12 protein-coding genes are annotated in these 17,007 nt (G+C 46.3%); 4 read left to right on the top strand and 8 right to left on the bottom strand.

Going from position 1 to position 17,007, the window contains the following annotated elements; all coding sequences use genetic code 11:
* Positions 1-181: 181 nt before the first annotated feature.
* On the bottom strand, positions 182-2,485 hold the full coding sequence (locus DMB88_RS01235) for a glycoside hydrolase family 88/105 protein (RefSeq protein WP_128099902.1): 2,304 nt from the start codon (positions 2,483-2,485) through the stop codon (positions 182-184).
* Positions 2,486-2,984: 499 nt separating this feature from the next.
* On the opposite strand from DMB88_RS01235, the gene DMB88_RS01230 reads away from it, so the two are divergent.
* The gene (locus DMB88_RS01230; RefSeq protein ID WP_128099901.1) at positions 2,985-3,812 is read left to right on the top strand and encodes a methyl-accepting chemotaxis protein; all 828 of its coding nucleotides are present in this window, start codon (positions 2,985-2,987) and stop codon (positions 3,810-3,812) included.
* A 122-nt stretch (positions 3,813-3,934) separates the two neighbouring features.
* Here DMB88_RS01230 and DMB88_RS01225 read toward each other — a convergent pair whose 3' ends face one another.
* On the bottom strand, positions 3,935-4,765 hold the full coding sequence (locus tag DMB88_RS01225; RefSeq protein ID WP_128099900.1) for an endonuclease/exonuclease/phosphatase family protein: 831 nt from the start codon (positions 4,763-4,765) through the stop codon (positions 3,935-3,937).
* Between the two features lie 281 nt (positions 4,766-5,046).
* On the opposite strand from DMB88_RS01225, the gene DMB88_RS01220 reads away from it, so the two are divergent.
* Together DMB88_RS01220 and DMB88_RS01215 are read left to right on the top strand one after the other, a co-directional pair.
* Positions 5,047-6,822, top strand: coding sequence for an SWIM zinc finger family protein (locus tag DMB88_RS01220; RefSeq protein ID WP_128099899.1), 1,776 nt, complete (start codon positions 5,047-5,049; stop codon positions 6,820-6,822).
* A complete protein-coding gene (locus DMB88_RS01215; RefSeq protein ID WP_128099898.1) occupies positions 6,819-9,845 on the top strand; it encodes a DEAD/DEAH box helicase in 3,027 nt (1,008 codons plus the stop codon). The genes DMB88_RS01220 and DMB88_RS01215 overlap by 4 nt, the downstream gene beginning before the upstream one ends.
* A gap of 242 nt (positions 9,846-10,087) precedes the next feature.
* Here DMB88_RS01215 and DMB88_RS01210 read toward each other — a convergent pair whose 3' ends face one another.
* Together DMB88_RS01210 and DMB88_RS01205 are read right to left on the bottom strand one after the other, a co-directional pair.
* Positions 10,088-10,552 carry a hypothetical protein gene (locus tag DMB88_RS01210; RefSeq protein ID WP_128099897.1) on the bottom strand — a complete coding sequence of 155 codons (465 nt, stop codon included), beginning with the start codon at positions 10,550-10,552 and terminating at the stop codon, positions 10,088-10,090.
* 193 nt (positions 10,553-10,745) lie between these two features.
* On the bottom strand, positions 10,746-11,393 hold the full coding sequence (locus tag DMB88_RS01205; protein ID WP_128099896.1) for a TetR/AcrR family transcriptional regulator: 648 nt from the start codon (positions 11,391-11,393) through the stop codon (positions 10,746-10,748).
* A gap of 267 nt (positions 11,394-11,660) precedes the next feature.
* On the opposite strand from DMB88_RS01205, the gene DMB88_RS01200 reads away from it, so the two are divergent.
* Complete coding sequence (locus DMB88_RS01200; protein WP_128099895.1) at positions 11,661-12,344, top strand: type 1 glutamine amidotransferase domain-containing protein; 684 nt, start codon at positions 11,661-11,663, stop codon at positions 12,342-12,344.
* Positions 12,345-12,499: 155 nt separating this feature from the next.
* On the opposite strand, the gene DMB88_RS01195 is transcribed toward DMB88_RS01200, so the two are convergent.
* Genes DMB88_RS01195 through DMB88_RS30645 form a run of 4 tightly spaced genes read right to left on the bottom strand, consistent with a single transcriptional unit; the run spans position 12,500 to position 16,899 of the window.
* Positions 12,500-13,465: a 2-keto-3-deoxygluconate permease gene (locus DMB88_RS01195; protein ID WP_128099894.1), complete on the bottom strand. Its 966-nt coding sequence runs from the start codon at positions 13,463-13,465 to the stop codon at positions 12,500-12,502.
* Between the two features lie 6 nt (positions 13,466-13,471).
* On the bottom strand, positions 13,472-14,929 hold the full coding sequence (locus tag DMB88_RS01190) for a glycoside hydrolase family 1 protein (RefSeq protein ID WP_128099893.1): 1,458 nt from the start codon (positions 14,927-14,929) through the stop codon (positions 13,472-13,474).
* A gap of 42 nt (positions 14,930-14,971) precedes the next feature.
* Positions 14,972-16,519 (bottom strand): glucose PTS transporter subunit IIA, encoded by a 1,548-nt coding sequence (locus tag DMB88_RS01185; RefSeq protein ID WP_254438412.1) that lies wholly within the window; start codon positions 16,517-16,519, stop codon positions 14,972-14,974.
* Complete coding sequence (locus tag DMB88_RS30645; protein WP_254438411.1) at positions 16,450-16,899, bottom strand: PTS transporter subunit EIIB; 450 nt, start codon at positions 16,897-16,899, stop codon at positions 16,450-16,452. Before DMB88_RS30645 ends, DMB88_RS01185 begins: the two co-directional genes overlap by 70 nt.
* Between the last annotated feature and the right edge of the window lie 108 nt (positions 16,900-17,007).

Genomic DNA, 17,007 nt, shown 5'->3' with positions numbered 1-17,007 from the left:
ATCGTGTTGGAAGCATCATATCAACCCATGGAACAATTTGTCAATTATTTTATAAAAATAGCCTTGTCACCGATCTCCAATAGAGAATCCGTAACCAGGCTAGATAGAACATATAGAGCTACACGGAGCACATAAACTGAGATAGTACCCAGAGATACATACCACGTATCACTTCAACAAACTAGGAATGCAGTGCGGTCTTGGTCTGACTCGCAGCAGATTGACTTAAATGCCCTTTCATTCGAGCAAGCTCTGTACCCGCCAGCATCATAATTCCAATCCCGTGGTTGTCGTTGGTGACGGTCAGTAAATCCTTGTTGTAATATTCTGCTGTGAATGCGTATCTCGATCCACTACATACCCCATGAACATTACCTTGGCGGTCAATCGCATACTTCGTTAATCCATTCCACGCCTTCTGCGCCGCTAGAATATAACGTTCGGGATGATGGAACCATCCAAATCGAACACCTCGGGAAAATCCATAAGCAAACATGGCTGTACATGACGCCTCCAGGTACGTACCTGCATCATTTAGTACCTGGTGCCATAACCCACTCGGGTCTTGAAGTGCAGCATACCCCTCACACAGTTCATTATAAAAATCAATCAACGCTGGGCGATCCGTATGTCCTTCAGGAAGAGCCTCCAGCACCTCCGTTAACGAGAATAGCGTCCAACCATTTCCCCGTCCCCACGGTACTCGTGTCGCTTGCCCATATTTGAAGTCATATACATGGGCCATGATCTTGTAATCAGACATAAATAGATACTTACGATATAACAAAAACTGTCTTGCTGCCTCATCCAGAGCCGCTGTATTTCCCGTCAAACGGGCATAACGAACCAGAAACGGTGTGCTCATATACAGATCGTCCGCCCACATCGTGTTCTCAGCATACTCCCCAGTGCACTCGCGGTAAAAAGCACCATCCTCCCGGCGTTCCAAGCGAGATAACATAAAGTCAGCAATCCGCGCCGCAATCGGGAGGGCTGTCGGTTCCCTATGCTCTGAATACGCTTCCAGCATCGCTGAGCCAAACGAACCACAATTGTCCAACATCTTGAGCATTACGAGCTGCTGGTTTACCGCCGGGAATCCATATTGCTCACGATCCCACAACGAATATTCGTACATTCGAGTACATGTCTGTACATGTTCAGCCGCATACCGCGTAATATCCGGTCGCTGTAAATGACGACCAGCCTGTAACAAGCCATATACGGTTACACCGAGTGGATAATCCCAACGTCCATAGTTGGTCACGCTACCTACCGTCCACTTGTTACTAAGCATCGCATTCTCATAGTACGGACGTACCCAAGCATCTGGACGATCCAGTCGCCAATACGTTTTCTCCTCTGATAAACGATCGGATGGGGATGCCCCCGTTGCGTACACCTTGTCGAATCGGTTCATATCCTGCGCCGCCGGTTCAGCTCCAGTCTTGAACGGCCCAGCATATAACCATGATTCTCCGGATACACCGTGTACGCGCTGCGGCAGTTCGAACTTTAATTCTTTTCCATTTACCGAGGCAGTTAATGTAAATTGCCATGGCGTCTCAGCATCGCTACATTCACTGCACACCAACAATTCGCTCCGTCCAAAAGAAGCATCCACTTCCTCCTTAAATGAACCTGCTTCGGAGAGCCGGATCACTTCCTCACCTTGGTACCATACTTGAAGCGGACCAGAGCAGGCTCCAGATAGTTGAACCTTCGCCCCTGTCGCATCACTATTGTTCAGATGAGTTCTTGCATACACCCGGTGACCAGGAAGATGTCCATATATGCGCTCCAGAGCAGGCATGGCTTGTTGTGCTTCTGACCATTCTGGGTTAGGGAACCATGTCAGCCCAGTATCCTGTTCTTTTCCTATTAAATTCAGCGCAGTTTGTCCACCACCGGAGGGATGGAGTGTTAACGAAATATCTTGGTTTGAGAGATTGGAATAAACCCAGCCTGCCTGCCCCAGTCTATCTTCAAAAGGAGAGAGCACATTCAAAATGCGAACCTTACCCTCGTCAGATCCAAACTGACATCCAAAGCCAGCAGGAGTACAGCTCATTTGTAACAGCAGCGTATTCCAGCCTGGTTTAATATCAATTCCCAATTTCACCGTTGCATCTGGGGTAATCTCATCTATAACTGTAGAGCGGTACACGAGTTGCTCGTTAAAATAAAATCGAACAGGGCCATAACAGCGGATAAGTACATCCAGGTTACGGTGTTCATCCCCCCAGACCAGCGCTGCCGCGTAGACGATCTGCCCTTTCTCAGCTTCTGGAAAGCGTTTACCTAAATTCAGATCATACAAGCCTTTGTCATTCTGCATAATGCCCGACTTCTGAAATAAACGATATACGAAATCAGCTTGGGCATTGGCTCCGATATATCGCTCAGCCAGTACCTTCAATACCTGATCCTGATCATCCCCGAAACGATAGTACATGCTCTGTGGTTCACTGAAATAGGTTGTCATGAAATCCCCACTTTCCTCTCCCGTGGAATAAAATAATAAATATGCTGGGGGAAAAACCATTAAGTATAGCGCTTAACCTAAGTAGGATATCCCCTTAATTATCGATACAATAGATTGCTTTATCGTTTTGTGATCGGTCAATATTACACCCAGTATACCTGACATGTTTGCTCATGGCTACAGATTTTTGTTTACGCTTACAATATTACTTCCTAACAAGTGCATGTTCAAAAAGGGCGGTTTTCAGTACCGAGAAGATGGGATGAAGATAGAAATGGAGTAGCAGAGCGTAGGCAGGACTACGTGAGCAACGGACATTTCGGCTGAATTCCATCTTCTCGGTACTGAGATGCTGCTCGTGCATCCTTCGTAATCAAAAGCGAACTTTTTGAACAACCTCTACAAATATTTAAACAATGGTTTAAAAAAAGGAATGCCTTGCCGATATAGGTATTAGACTGGAAATTCCACTTTTTGTATTGGAAAGGAAAGATGAAATTTGAATACGCTTGAATCTTTGGTAAATGCAATGCCTTTTGTCAGTCAAATGTTCCGTGATGATGTATCCATCTCTATTAATGATCATGAGAAAGTTTTATATTTTTCCGAAGCAAAAAGTCTGGAGATCGGTGTAAAAGTCGGCGATGAGCTGCATGATGACTATAAGAATTTCAAAATGTTAGTTAACAAAGATACACGTACCGTGGCACGGATGCCTGGCGATCTGCAAGGTAGACCATTCGATGCCATTCTCATTCCCATTAAAGAAAATGATCAGGTTGTAGGTATTCTGGGTGTAAACTATGCACTGGATAATCACATGACGCTAGAGTCGCTAATTAGTGAAAATGAAAGTACAATTAACGCCCTCGTTGGTGGCATTCAACAAATCGCTGCACATTCAGAAGAGCTATCTGCGACATCAGAAGAGATTCTGCGTAACTCCAAGCAAGCGGTAGAGAATTCGGTAAGTGTAACCAAAGTAACCAACGTGATCCGTGAAGTATCCGAACAAACGAACCTGCTTGGCTTGAATGCGATGATTGAAGCTGCTCGCGTAGGTGATCTGGGTAGTGGCTTCGGGGTCGTTGCGAGCGAAGTCCGCAAATTGTCCGATCATACGAAACAAGCGGCAGCCGATATTGAAACCTCCCTCGGGAGTGTTCAGGACTCTATGAAACATATGGAACAAGAGATTGGTCAGATTACAACGGCAACGGTAGATCAAGCACAGCTCGTAAGTGAGTTCATGGAAAGTATTGATAAGCTGAGCCACACCAGCGCAGATCTCAAAACATTCGTGCATAAGATGTTATCGCTCGAATAACCTCAGTTTTAACATGCAAGATACCCTTGAAGTTATATGTACATATATGCTTAGACGCCAAAGAGCCTCCGTCCTGCCATTCCTTATTTGGAAGTCAGCGGAGGCTTTTTGCTTGGTTTACCTTAGTTATTCATGTCAATTTCGACCGCAACACCATAATGGTCAGATACAACAGGCCCGTTCTTACCGTTAAGCACAACCGTTGAAGACTTCGCCTGAACAGGACGATTCGAGAAAATATAATCAATACGCAGTGGCTGACTGTTATTCGCCCATCCAGCAATGGCTTTCACAACTGTTGCGCCATCGTCCTTCTGTTTTGCCATGGTATAGAGATCATGCCAGCCATGACTCATCATATAGTCATACCCCTGTTCCCGGATCTCCGCTACATTATTGAAATCCCCCATCATATACAAAGGTTCATTCATATATGGCGCAAGTTTGCTCTCGGTCAGATCCCATTGGCCTTTGAAAGGCTCCTGGTCATCATCCCACCAGTTGTAATGTCCATTGACGAACCACGCCTCTTCTCCATCAGCCACCGTCTGAATGCCAACGATTTTGCGTGTTCGGTAGTTGTTGTAATCCTGTATGTGGGATACATATTCCCCAAAAGCCTGTGTAATTGGCGTTCGGCTCAGAATCGCCAGTCCTTCATCATATGTGCGGAATCCGACATGCGTAGGAATCCAGGTCCAGTAATACGTTTCAGATAATTGTGTTAACAGCACATAAGCATAATTGTCTTTTTTGACCACGGTGTCCGAATCTATGCGAAAATAATGCTCCAGCTCTGCCGCAGTTAACGCTTCTTCCTGAATCGGTTGATTGACCTCCTGCATGGAGATGATGTCAAACTGATGTGTATTAATAAATTCAGCCAATTGGCTAATCTTGTTCAATTGATTTTCTTCTGCCCAAGCGTGTGCGTTTAAGGTAAGTATTTTCATAAGCTCTCTCCTGCCTGATCTTTTAATGTTAGGTATCGTCTGTTCCTGCATGGTTCCTCAGTAGAATACATACCCTAAGCATACACAATACACACAAGTTTCGCATACATATGGCTACGATGAACTTGTCTTTACGGAGAAATGAATTCACCAAATATCTGTTTCATTTACAGAACTCCTGCACGGATTGTCCTATAACTGATATGATATATACATTAAATTCACACCTTTAACGTCAGAACGCGTTGAATGATGAACCTATGATTTCCCCAGGAGATGGAATGATGAACATACCCAATGAAATGATCATGGATGATGCACAGTGGCAACAATTGATTCGTGAAATTGCGGATCATTTCGATAACCTGACCATTATGCGCGGATTCCAATATTATAAACAGAAACGTGTTGGCCCATTAACATTTACTGAACAGCAAGGCATTCATGCCATGGTTCAAGGTACTGAAGAATATGAAGTGCTGCTGAGTATGCAGTCCTTACCGACAAGCGATTGTTCTTGCCCAGTACATTCCTCTTGTAAACATATGATCGCTGTTCTTATGAGTTACGCTGAAAGCACGGGACGTCCTGTTCATGCCCTTGTGAACGCACATTCGAGCACCGCACTGAAACAATCCGTGAAGCCTACCCCTGCTATATCATCGGTGCGCTCGGATTTTGAAACTCGTGCACAGGAGCTTGAGACACCAGACAATCTGTACAGCCAAATAAAGGAACAAGCTATGGATCTTGCTCAGCTACCTATTCCGGAATGGCATAAACTGTTTCGAAGCTGTCTCAGCCGTCTAGGGATAGGCACGGCAAATACAAGCTATATACAGGCAGCTACGGACGAGCTCTATGCGATTAAACCCAAGCTGTCTCCAGGCATGGATCAACTATTTGACCTACACGTGCATATGTACCTTATGCGCTTCTGTATTCCTGGCCGTAATCCGAACACCAATTCGCCTGTCTATCTTAGTTATCCTGCACAGCTTGCTGTAGATACCCTTCAGAGAAATATAGAACAGGAGCTCAATCGCCCACTTGACCTATCCAATCTGGATGAGGAGCAGCATGCAGAGCATTGGAAACGGCTTGAAGAAACGGTGACTTATCTCCGTAAGCAGATGATGTCTGAAACGTCCAGCATCATGGTATTTACATCCATCTATCGCGACTTGTGGTTAAACTGGCTAGTGCCTCACCTACACCAACAAGATGAGCTAGAAGCTGAATTGACAACTCTACGCGAACTTGAACATAAATTAAGTGATAACTCCGTTTCTACTAGTACAACTCCTGGCAGTGTACTAAATATGAACCCTAATAGTTCAGGCACAGGAACCAGCATAACGAAAAGAAGACCACCCTCGCTTCCACTACCTTTGGTGTTAGCACAGGGCTGGATTTGCTTCCATCTGAAACGGGATGCCGAAGCTTGGCAGATCTTAACGAGCGGAAGCTCAGCCTATGGCATTCCACCAGAGCATGTACTGCACTTCCTGCACGTACTGGTTGAGCAACTGGATTGGAACAGGCTTGGACAGTGGCTGGCGGAGCTCGGACCGTTGCTCGCGAATCGTCGCAATGATCCATTGCATGATTACATGCAACTCTGGGACACTGTTATTCAGGAGCTTCCCGAAACAGAAGATACGATGTGGAACACGTTAGTTAGCATGTTGCCCCATTCTCGGCCTGCCTATGAGGATGCACTTCATCGTCGCAGCCAGTGGCGGCGTTGGATCGATTTTCAACTTAGTACGGGGGCGGAGCCACTCGAATTCCGTGTCGCTGTACTTCAACCCATCGAGAAAGATGCACCCGAACTGCTTCTACCTTTCTACCATCAGGCCGTCGAACGTTATATTGGACACAAAAACAGAGACGGGTACAAAGCAGCAGTTAAGCTGTTAAAACGACTGGCGAAACTATACAAAAAATTGAAGCAAGAAGAACGCTGGGAGCAGTTCATCACGGCTCTCGCGGTTCGCAATAGCAGACTGCGTGCGCTGCAGGAAGAGCTTCGGAAAGGTAAATTAATCTCATGAGCCTTAACCATCCTTACACCGAAACGATTGAAGTTCACGTTGCCTTAACGGGATACGGGGATGCCCTGTTTTATGGCGCACTCAATACCCACCACTTTGTATCCGGACAATCACTCAAGCAACGGTTATTCGCTTGGCATGCTCCTTCGTTCTATGGTACGGAGCTCGAAATCCGCCAGCTTGAAGACATTGAACTTGTCGTGCTGCCCGCAGAAGAAGTGATCCCTTTCTTCGCAGATATGCACACCTTACTGCATATTGAATGGAGATGGGATGAGCAGGCTGCCCATCTGATTCAGCTTGCTCCAGTGCTGGCTTCCACGATTGAAGATCGTAAATATATTCCTAGCTTTGCGGCTCATCGCACAGGGCAATTGCAATGGATCTGGGATCTAGACCGGTTGAAGCAACAGGATCGGGCCGCGCTGACCAAAGCCATCGAGCAAACCGATGAGAGCTATACCGAAGGTCTAGGTGCTGCCTACTCCGCTTCCGTATTCCAGCGATGGTACAGCACGGAGGAAGCAGCCACAGATCTGAGACGCGAGTTCCCGCAGCTATTCCCGCAGAATGGCGAACCTCCGCGGACATTTGGCATGGATGCCCAATCATGGCTCGTCTCTATCGGCTGGAAAGCAGATGCCGCTCCCTTCCGGCCACTTCTACAATTGCTGGAACCAGACGATGATGAGCCTTCATGGCGATTACGATTGGTGCTGCAAAACAAGCTGGATGCCTCTTCACTCATTCCAGTGCGACTGGATTCGCGTGGCCGGCTAGAGGGGGAATGGCCTGAAGGCTGGACAGCCTTCATTATAGATCGATCTGCCGCATGGCTGGAACAATTGCGGGCACATCTCCCACGCATTAGCCGTGAGGTCAGTGGTAGCCGTGATGTACTCAGCGATCCGCTAGGAGATCAGGAGGCGTGGCAGTTTCTCACGATTGACAGCGGACGACTACTGGAGTCAGGCTGGCAAGTATTGCTGCCAGGCTGGTGGGAAGCTGCACGGAAGAAAAAGCCGAAGCTGCGTGCGAAGGTTAAGCCGGAGGAAGGCAGTGAACGCGGACAGTCCTTCTTCGGACTGGACTCCATCATTCATTTTGACTGGCGCATAGCTATTGGCGACTCAGATCTGACGGAAGAGGAATTTGCTGATCTAGTGGCTCGTAATGAACGGCTCGTTCGTTTTCGCGGAGAATGGGTTCCTCTGGATCCTGCTCTGCTTGAGCAGATTCGAAGAGCGATGGGCGGCGTGGATCGGGAGCAAGGTCTCTCCTTCCAAGATATTCTGCACCTGCATCTGTTGCACAATGAACAACGGGAATATCGCAACCAGAAATGGAAGGAAGGGCAGCAAGCCGAGGAAGAAGAGCAGCCACAAGCGAATGAAAACATCCAGCTGGAGGTAGAGCTGAATGAACATCTACACAGGGTGATTGCACAGCTCGGAGGCGGACAAGGTGGTGCACCTTCCCTACCTATTCCGGAAGGGCTACAAGCTGAGCTTCGTTCCTATCAGAAGGAAGGCTTTGCATGGCTCGGATTCTTGCGCCGGTTCGGACTCGGTGCATGCCTTGCCGATGATATGGGACTCGGTAAGACGATCCAGTTCATCACATATCTGCTGCATCTGAAGGAAAATGAAACACGTTCCCCAGGGCAAGCACCAGCGCTTCTCATCTGTCCAACATCCGTACTAGGCAACTGGCAGAAAGAGATTAGCCGATTCGCACCTTCCATAAACGTGATGCTGCATTATGGAGCCAAACGACTTAGCGAAGAAGCATTCCGCTCAGCTACAGAGCAGGTGGATATCATTATTACATCCTATGCAACGGCAACGCTCGATCAAGAGATGCTGCAGTCCTATACCTGGGCATCCATCTGCCTTGATGAAGCACAAAATATTAAAAATGCCCAAACGAAGCAATCGATGGCCGTTCGCAGTTTCCCTGCGAAACACCGAATCGCATTGACGGGTACACCGATCGAAAATCGATTGGCTGAGCTATGGTCCATCTATGACTTTATTAATCCGGGTTATCTGGGCAGTGCACGAGCATTCCAAACCCGATTTATCAGTGCTATTGAAAAGGATAAGGATGAGCAGCGTATGCAGGACCTGCAGCAATTAGTGAAGCCGTTCATGCTGCGCCGCAAGAAAAAAGATCCGAATATCCAGCTTGATCTGCCGGACAAAAACGAGATGAAAACCTACATTCACCTTACCGGTGAACAAAGTGCTCTATATGACCAATCCGTTCAAGCTCTGATGGATAAGATGAAAGAGCTAGAAGGTATTAAGCGCAAAGGTGCGATCCTCTCTGCACTGACGCAATTGAAGCAGCTCTGCGATCATCCACTGCTGCTGACCAAGGAAGCTCTTCCAGAGACCGTGACATCGGAGGACTCAGGTGCAACGTACGACGTGTACAGCCCACAAGACATGGCAATGCTCGTTAGCCGATCTGCTAAACTGGAACGGTTGATGGAGCTTGTCCGTGAGTTGCGAGAAGAGGGCGAGCGCTGCCTTATCTTTACCCAATACATTGGTATGGGGCAGATGTTACAACAAGTGCTGCAACAAGAACTGCAAGAACCTGTGTTGTATCTGCATGGTGGGACTTCCAAAACAGGACGAGATCGCATGATCGATCAGTTCCAGTCACGGACACTTCCTGCAGCAGAACAGCCATCTGTCTTTATTCTTTCGATTAAAGCTGGCGGTGTGGGTCTTAATCTGACAGCCGCCAATCACGTATTCCATTTTGACCGTTGGTGGAACCCTGCCGTGGAAAACCAAGCCACTGATCGGGCTTATCGGATGGGTCAGACCAAGGATGTTCAGGTGCACAAATTTATCTCCCTGGGCACACTGGAGGAGCGCATCGACGAGATGCTGGAGAGCAAGCAACAGCTTAGCGACAATATCATTACCAGCTCCGAGAACTGGATAACAGAGCTCTCGACAGATGAGCTGACAGATCTATTCACACGTCGGCGGGACTGGTCAGGATAACCGATCCGTCATGTTCATTTCGTATCACATCTGACGATGGGATATAGAACATATGCACCTTCACCGTGATGTAACATGTAGTGATAAGAAGATAAAGCATTCACCATGGTGAATATATGCAAATAAAAGAGCGAAGCATGGAACTTAAGTTCCGTGCTTCGCTCTTTTGGGTTATAACCAGAACCGGTCTTCGAATTCTCCAACCTACCTAGTTATAGATTATAATGCGGTTGCGGTTGCGCTTATCGCATGTTACCGATGATGGAGGATCTGGAATCTTGCATTTTCTTCACAAAATTAGTCATCAGATCAAAAGCCTCATTGCGCTTGTTCGACATGGACTGCAAACGAAGCATGTCCATTTGCTGTGAATTACTTGCTGCATCAATTTGGTTCTTCAACTGCTGAGCCAAAGCCTCATCACCATTTTGTTGAGCAACGTGTAATTGTGCGTTCAAGTCTGCAATCTGTTGATTGCGTTTCTGAACTTCCTGAATTTGCATCTGCAATTGAGCATCCAGTAATTTAGTACGTTCTTGCTGAACCATCATCAGCGCAGTCTCGATGTCCATTTTGCTGATGTCGATCGCATTAATGCTCGAAGTGTTCGAGTTAAAAACTGCGCTCGCCGAAGCCGAGCCAACGATCGATACTGCTGCAATAGCAGCAACCATTGTCGAAGTGAAGAATTTGCCAGTCCGTTTCATCTGTTGTCCTCCGATTGGATATGTAATATGTACCAATATAGTACGGTTTTCTCCGATATTCTATATCAAAAGACCTAGTTGTACAATCCATTTAAAATTAAATTTAAAATGTTTGGATCAACCTATCCCGTAACCATCCTGTACTTACATTTTCAGATATATTTCAACCCAATTGGTTACCTAAATCCCCGTATTACATCGTTCGTGATAGCTGTTGAATCAACTCGTGAATATGTGCTTTTACAGGCTGATCATCGAGAGATGCAATGCGCTCTGGATTCAATAACTGGTTCTTCTTCATCAGATAATAATCATACAGCGCCTGGCGAATGGTCATATCATACATAATTGAAAATGTTGGCTCGGCCACTTTTCGAATGACTGCCTCATCCTGAATCATGTACAGAATGGGATTAATTCGATTAAATACACGTCGATCCATTCCCTCTTCAAAAAAGTGACATAACTGCTCACTATGATGGCGCAATGCAGTCGAAAAACCCTCAAAAATTGCTGGATACAGCTTCTTCACATCACTCCAGAAAAATTCAGGCAGATATAACACATGTGAGATGGAATGCTGGTACGCAATCTGGAAGCGACGTTCGAATGGAATCGAGTCATCCATCATCATAGCTCTGGAATCATGAATCTCTGCGATGTAGTCCTCCAAAATATTCTGGATAATTTCCTCTTTGGAAGAGAAGTATTTATATAGCGTTGCCTTGCTGATATCCATATGCCTGGCCACGTCATCCATTCGAAGCGAACTAATTGCCGTTGTGCGTAGCACAGGTATCATCTTGGTCAAAAATTTCTGTGAGTTCTCCAGACGTTTCATGGAGTGCCCTCCTCTATATGCATTCAATTACCTATCTTTGTTGTTATAGCTTCGATGCAAATCATGCAATTGTTTCACGGTGCACCAAATAGGCGATATATAAAGTATAGCACGGAAAGACGAAATAGATATGTTATACCAATTAAACTACTTTCGGAATTTTAGTTTACTTTGAAATTTGGTTATGATATATTTAGATCATTAAGTTTTACAAAATTATATTTTACACAATTTAAATAACGATACATCACACAGGAGGTTTTCTTTATGAAAAAAATATTAGTTGTCCTGACCAATGTGGATAAATACGCAACAAAGGACGAGCCTACCGGCTTGTGGTTGAGCGAAGCAACTCACTTTATCGAGGAATTCGATCATAATGACAATGTACAGATCGACTTGGTCAGCCCACTCGGCGGTAATGTACCTCTCGATCCGAAAAGTCTGGGTGATTCCCTAGATGAAAGTACCAAAGCCTATTATGAGAACGAAGCGTTCATGAACAAATTGAAAAATACGTTGAAACCAAGCGACGTGAAAGCCAGCGACTATGACGCGATCTACTTCACAGGTGGTCATGGTACAATGTGGGATTTCCCGGATAATGCTGAGCTGCAAGAGCTTTCTCGTGAAATCTATGAAAAAGGCGGCGTTGTATCCGGTGTATGCCACGGTGTTACAGCCTTGCTTAACGTGAAGCTGTCCAATGGCTTGCTGCTGATCAAGGATAAAACCGTTTCCGGCTTCACTAATGAAGAGGAATCACTGGCACAACAAACGGACTACGTTCCGTTCCTGCTGGAAGACGCACTTAGAGAACGTGCAGGTCGTTACGACAAAGCGGCTGCATTCAGCTCTTATGTGACAACTGACGGTCGCCTAGTTACGGGTCAGAACCCACAGTCCAGCAAAGCAGTAGGCGAAAGCGTCAAAGAACTGCTTGGTCTGTAAGACTACAAGACTGAAGACAGCACTAACCCTCATCTCCCCCATGAATTGATATAGATGAAACAAAACGAAACAGCACGTTGCCCGGCTTATTAAGACGGATAACGTGCTGTTTCATTTATAAGCTTAAATTGTTAACTGTTCCTGATTGGCTTGAATCAATGGCTTGATTTATTGGCCACTATCGAAGTTTTCACTCCTGCTCCTGCCAATCGCTTCACAATATAAGGAACAGTCAACGAGGTCAGGATCACGGCAAACGCGATCTGAGCGATGGCTGTGTCAACATACGGTGCATATGCCGGATTGAATTCTGCTGCCATCGACGGTACAACCATGGATAGTCCAGCAACCGAGCATGTTGCAGCAGCGGCATAACCCGGTCGTTTCAAGATTGCCCGATCAACTCCAATGAGCGGAAGCATACAGATCAGCATAAACAACACCGTGACCAGCAAGCCGGACAGACTGGACTGAAATGCAATACGCAGATCAATGTTGGATCCGAAGCTTGTACCCAGAAATGGTAACAGAATCAGTGTCCCAGGCGCGAACATCTTCTGAATATTACCGTCCAGATTACCAAGCAGGATTCCAATGAGAAAAGGCACCAGTGTAGCCAGCACACTGAGCAGATCTATACCGACCCCACTCGCCGTATTCAATATCATGATGGGAATAACCGGAACAGCGATTAGATTCAGAATACCAAACGCGGCACGATCCACATCATCTCCGTATGTGTTCATCAAGGCCAGATATAATCCCGGGTTACAGCTTGTCAGGACAGCGATAAAAGCTACTGCAGATACACCGCCAATGCCACTGATTCCGAAGAAATGTACGAATGCCCAGCCAAACAGCACACTGATGAGAATCCGTGAGGCACAGAGCACACCCGCTCTCTTTAAGGTTACCAGAAGCTGTGATAGGTTCAGCTGTGTGCCTGATACCAGCAAAATCATGCCAATGAGCACCATGGTGCCTTTGGACGTGAACAGTGCTGTGGTGGGATCACCAATCTGAAAGAATGACGGGAACACCGTGTTGATTACAGCGGCGAGCATCATAGGCACGATAAGCAAGCCGCCGGGAATTTTTTTAATACGACCCAAAATATTCATGGAGAATTACAGCTCTGCTCCGTTGGTACGGATCACATTCTGATACCAGAAGAAGGAATCCTTCCGAGATCTTTTTAGCGTGCCGTTGCCATAGTCGTCTTGATCCACATAGATAAATCCATACCGTTTGCTCATCTCAGACGTACCTGAACTGATCATGTCGATTGGTCCCCACATCGTGTAACCCAGTACCTCAACCCCATCCGCAATAGCAAGTCCCATCTGCTCGATATGCTTGCTTAGGAAATCAATGCGATATGGATCGTTGATCGTTCCGTCTTCATTCAGCTTGTCGTAGAAGCCTGAGCTGTTCTCCAGGATGAAGACAGGCTTCTGATACCGGTCATAGACCAGATTGAGCGTATAGCGAAGACCAATCGGATCAATCTGCCAGCCCCATTCGTTCGCAGGCAGATGTGGATTTTTGTACACACTGTGCACGTTACCTGCTGTTAATTCAAGTTGTTCCGTGTCGCTACTGGATATCATCGAATTGTAATACGACATCCCTACGAAATCAGCTGTATGCGCTCGAATACCCTCTAGATCGCCGTCTTCAATATTGAGCTGAATTCCTTTGTTCTTGAAATACGTCTTGCTGTAATAAGGATATTCGCCTTTATTCAATACATCGAGATAGAACTGGTTCTTCATCTGATCATCCTGCTGCATCTGAAGTGCATCCTCTGGCTTACAGGTATAAGGATACGTTGTAAAATAAGCCACCATGCTGCCGATCTGATTATTTGGATCAATCTCATGAGCCATCTTGGTCACTCGGGACGCAGCTACAAATTGGTGATGCAAGCCCTGGAACAGCATTTCTTCATAATTAGGAGCATCATAATCAATAATGCCAAGCGTCTTGGCAGAAGCTTTTACACTCATATTGATCTCGTTGAACGTCACCCAATATTTCACTTTTCCCTTGTAGCGATTGAACAACACGTCGCAGTAGTTCACATAGAGATCAACCAACTTACGGTTATACCATCCACCAAACTTGTCCATCAGTACAATTGGTGTATCGAAGTGGCTGATCGTGATCAGGGGCTCCATCCCATGTTTTAGACACTCATCAATGACTTGATCGTAGAACTGTAGTGCTTTTTCATTTGGAGCAGCATCGTCGCCACCTGGGAATACTCTCGCCCATGCAATGGAATAACGGAACACTTTGAAGCCCATCTCGGCAAACAAGGCAATATCTTCACGGAAGTTATGGTAAAAATCAATCCCCCGGCGCTTCGGATATTTCACGATATCCGGGTCATTCTTAGCCTCTTCGATCATCTCACGATTAACCCGAATCTGCTTGGTCACCTTACGATCATTCTTCTCATTAAATTTCATCACTTCTGGAATGGTCAGCGTTTTGCCATCTACATCATAGGCACCTTCAGCCTGACAGGCGGATAGAGCCCCGCCCCACAAGAAGTCTTTTGGAAAATTGGTATTCGTCATTTCAGTTTCCTCCTGTTACGTTTTGTTAGTAGTTTTAAAGTGTTATGGAATCAGCTTAATCAGCGCTTCACTTTCACGGATCGAGCCACTGGTTGCTGTAGTTAGGACATCTCCATACTGCTGCATATTAGTTACCACAATAGACGTAATGGTGTTATAACCTGCGGCTGTAATGCCCTCCGGATCAAATTCCACCAACAAATCACCTGCTTTGATGGCTTGTCCCTGTGTGATATGAGCGTTAAAATATTTCCCTTTCAGACTGACGGTATCCACTCCAATATGAATGAGAATCTCAACCCCATTCGCGGCCTTCAAACCAATGGCGTGTTTGGTACGATAAAGTGCTTCAACCACACCGTCAAATGGAGCGTACACTTTACCCTCTGTTGGAACCACAGCGATGCCTTTACCCATTAGCTCTTGTGCAAAAGCTTGATCCTCTACCTCGGAGATCGGTTTAATCTCCCCTGTCATTGGACTTACGATCAACATGTCTGTCGATGTCGAATCCTGAGAAGAAGTCAGTGCGGAAGCCTGCTCTGTCGCAATTACGGACTGTACGCCATCTACTGCACCATTCGCCGGTTGCTTCGTTGTAGCTCCTGCGGTGTCTTCTTTAATGCCCGCAATCAACGTGAACACAAATCCCAGTACCACTGCAGCAATACAGCCAATAACGACATACATATAACGGTCAGATGTGTACGTGCCCAGTGCCAATACACCCGGAAGGGCAATCGCGTTGGCTGTTGTATGCACCAGGCTGTAGAATCCACCAACCAGACCTCCAGCGAGACATCCTGCGAAGAATGGGCGTTTGTATTTCAGTGTGACCCCATAGATCGCCGGTTCAGTAATACCGAACAATGCTGTGAAACCACTTGATCCGGCTGCGGATTTCATGGTTTTGCTCTTTGTTAGGAAAAAGACACCGAAAGCTGCGCCTGCTTGAGCCAAGTTGGCCGCGAGTGCTGTAGGCAACAATACAGTCGCTCCCAATGTAGCCACTTGTTGAACCTGAATCGGCATAATGGCATAGTGCATACCGAACATAACCATGATTGGTTTGAAGAATCCAAGGATAGCCCCCGCCAGAACACCTGCGGTTGAGAATAACGAGTTAATTCCATTCGTCAGCCAGTCACCAATATGTGAACCAACCGGTCCAAATACGATTAACTCCAGTGGAATCATAATAAATAGGACAATCATTGGCGTAAGCAAAACTTGCAAAAATTTAGGAATGACACGATTTACGAGTGGATATACGTAGCTCATAATCCATACCGCCAGAATGATCGGAATGACGGAAGATGAATACTTCATGAGCAGGATTGGCATACCCAGGAAATCGATTGTACTTACACCTGTATCAGCGATCTGAGCAGCAGCATTCAAAATCGTTGGATGCATCAGTCCCGCAGCAAGCGCAACTGCTAGGTATGGATTGGTTTTGAAACGATGTGCTGCACTAACTGCCAGGAAGAATGGCAGGAAATAAAAGATGAGGTCACCAATCATGTTAATGATCGTGAGGAAGCCTGAACCTTCAAGCCATCCATCGCAGCCATGACGGTGGATAAACATTTGATCATCCCGCAGCCGACCAGAGCCGGCAGTACAGGTGTAAATATTCCCGCAATGGTCTCAAGTACCACATTGACAGGGTTACGTCTCTTCTTCGGTCCATTATCGACTGATTCTTCTCCCCCGCCGATTCGATCTGAAGTCAGTTTTCTCACTTCACTGTAAACAGCGTCTACCTTTGCACCAATAACGATCTGCACCTGACCGCCGGAGTTCTGCGCGCGAAGCACACCCTCAAGCTGATCCAGCGCTTTAAGATCTGCCTTGTTATCATCTTTTAATACAAATCGCAACCGGGTTGCACAGTGCGTCAGACCCGAGATATTTTGTTCCCCACCAACAAGATCAAGCACGTTTTTAGCCAAGTCTTGGTTGTTCATGACCCTTCTCCTCTACATGAAAATGAACGATAAATTGAAATGTATATAAAAAATGACCAAGCCGAGGAATCGTCATTCCCTACGCTTGGTCATGCCTGATCGAATCAG

The sequence above is a fragment of the Paenibacillus sp. DCT19 genome (genome assembly GCF_003268635.1).
In the GTDB taxonomy this organism is placed as follows: Bacteria; Bacillota; Bacilli; order Paenibacillales; family Paenibacillaceae; genus Paenibacillus.
The sequence above is the reverse complement of the archived record's forward strand: the minus strand, read 5'-3'. Positions and strand labels throughout refer to the sequence as shown.

Excerpts from the sequence above, each read along its gene's own strand:
- DMB88_RS01235 (WP_128099902.1), bottom strand. The coding sequence starts at position 2,485 with ATGACAACCTATTTCAGTGAACCACAGAGCATGTACTATCGTTTCGGG.
- DMB88_RS01225 (WP_128099900.1), bottom strand. The coding sequence starts at position 4,765 with ATGAAAATACTTACCTTAAACGCACACGCTTGGGCAGAAGAAAATCAA.
- DMB88_RS01220 (WP_128099899.1), top strand. The coding sequence starts at position 5,047 with ATGATGAACATACCCAATGAAATGATCATGGATGATGCACAGTGGCAA.
- DMB88_RS01215 (WP_128099898.1), top strand. The coding sequence starts at position 6,819 with ATGAGCCTTAACCATCCTTACACCGAAACGATTGAAGTTCACGTTGCC.
- DMB88_RS01210 (WP_128099897.1), bottom strand. The coding sequence starts at position 10,552 with ATGAAACGGACTGGCAAATTCTTCACTTCGACAATGGTTGCTGCTATT.
- DMB88_RS01205 (WP_128099896.1), bottom strand. The coding sequence starts at position 11,393 with ATGAAACGTCTGGAGAACTCACAGAAATTTTTGACCAAGATGATACCT.
- DMB88_RS01200 (WP_128099895.1), top strand. The coding sequence starts at position 11,661 with ATGAAAAAAATATTAGTTGTCCTGACCAATGTGGATAAATACGCAACA.
- DMB88_RS01195 (WP_128099894.1), bottom strand. The coding sequence starts at position 13,465 with ATGAATATTTTGGGTCGTATTAAAAAAATTCCCGGCGGCTTGCTTATC.
- DMB88_RS01190 (WP_128099893.1), bottom strand. The coding sequence starts at position 14,929 with ATGACGAATACCAATTTTCCAAAAGACTTCTTGTGGGGCGGGGCTCTA.
- DMB88_RS01185 (WP_254438412.1), bottom strand. The coding sequence starts at position 16,519 with ATGTTTATCCACCGTCATGGCTGCGATGGATGGCTTGAAGGTTCAGGC.
- DMB88_RS30645 (WP_254438411.1), bottom strand. The coding sequence starts at position 16,899 with ATGAACAACCAAGACTTGGCTAAAAACGTGCTTGATCTTGTTGGTGGG.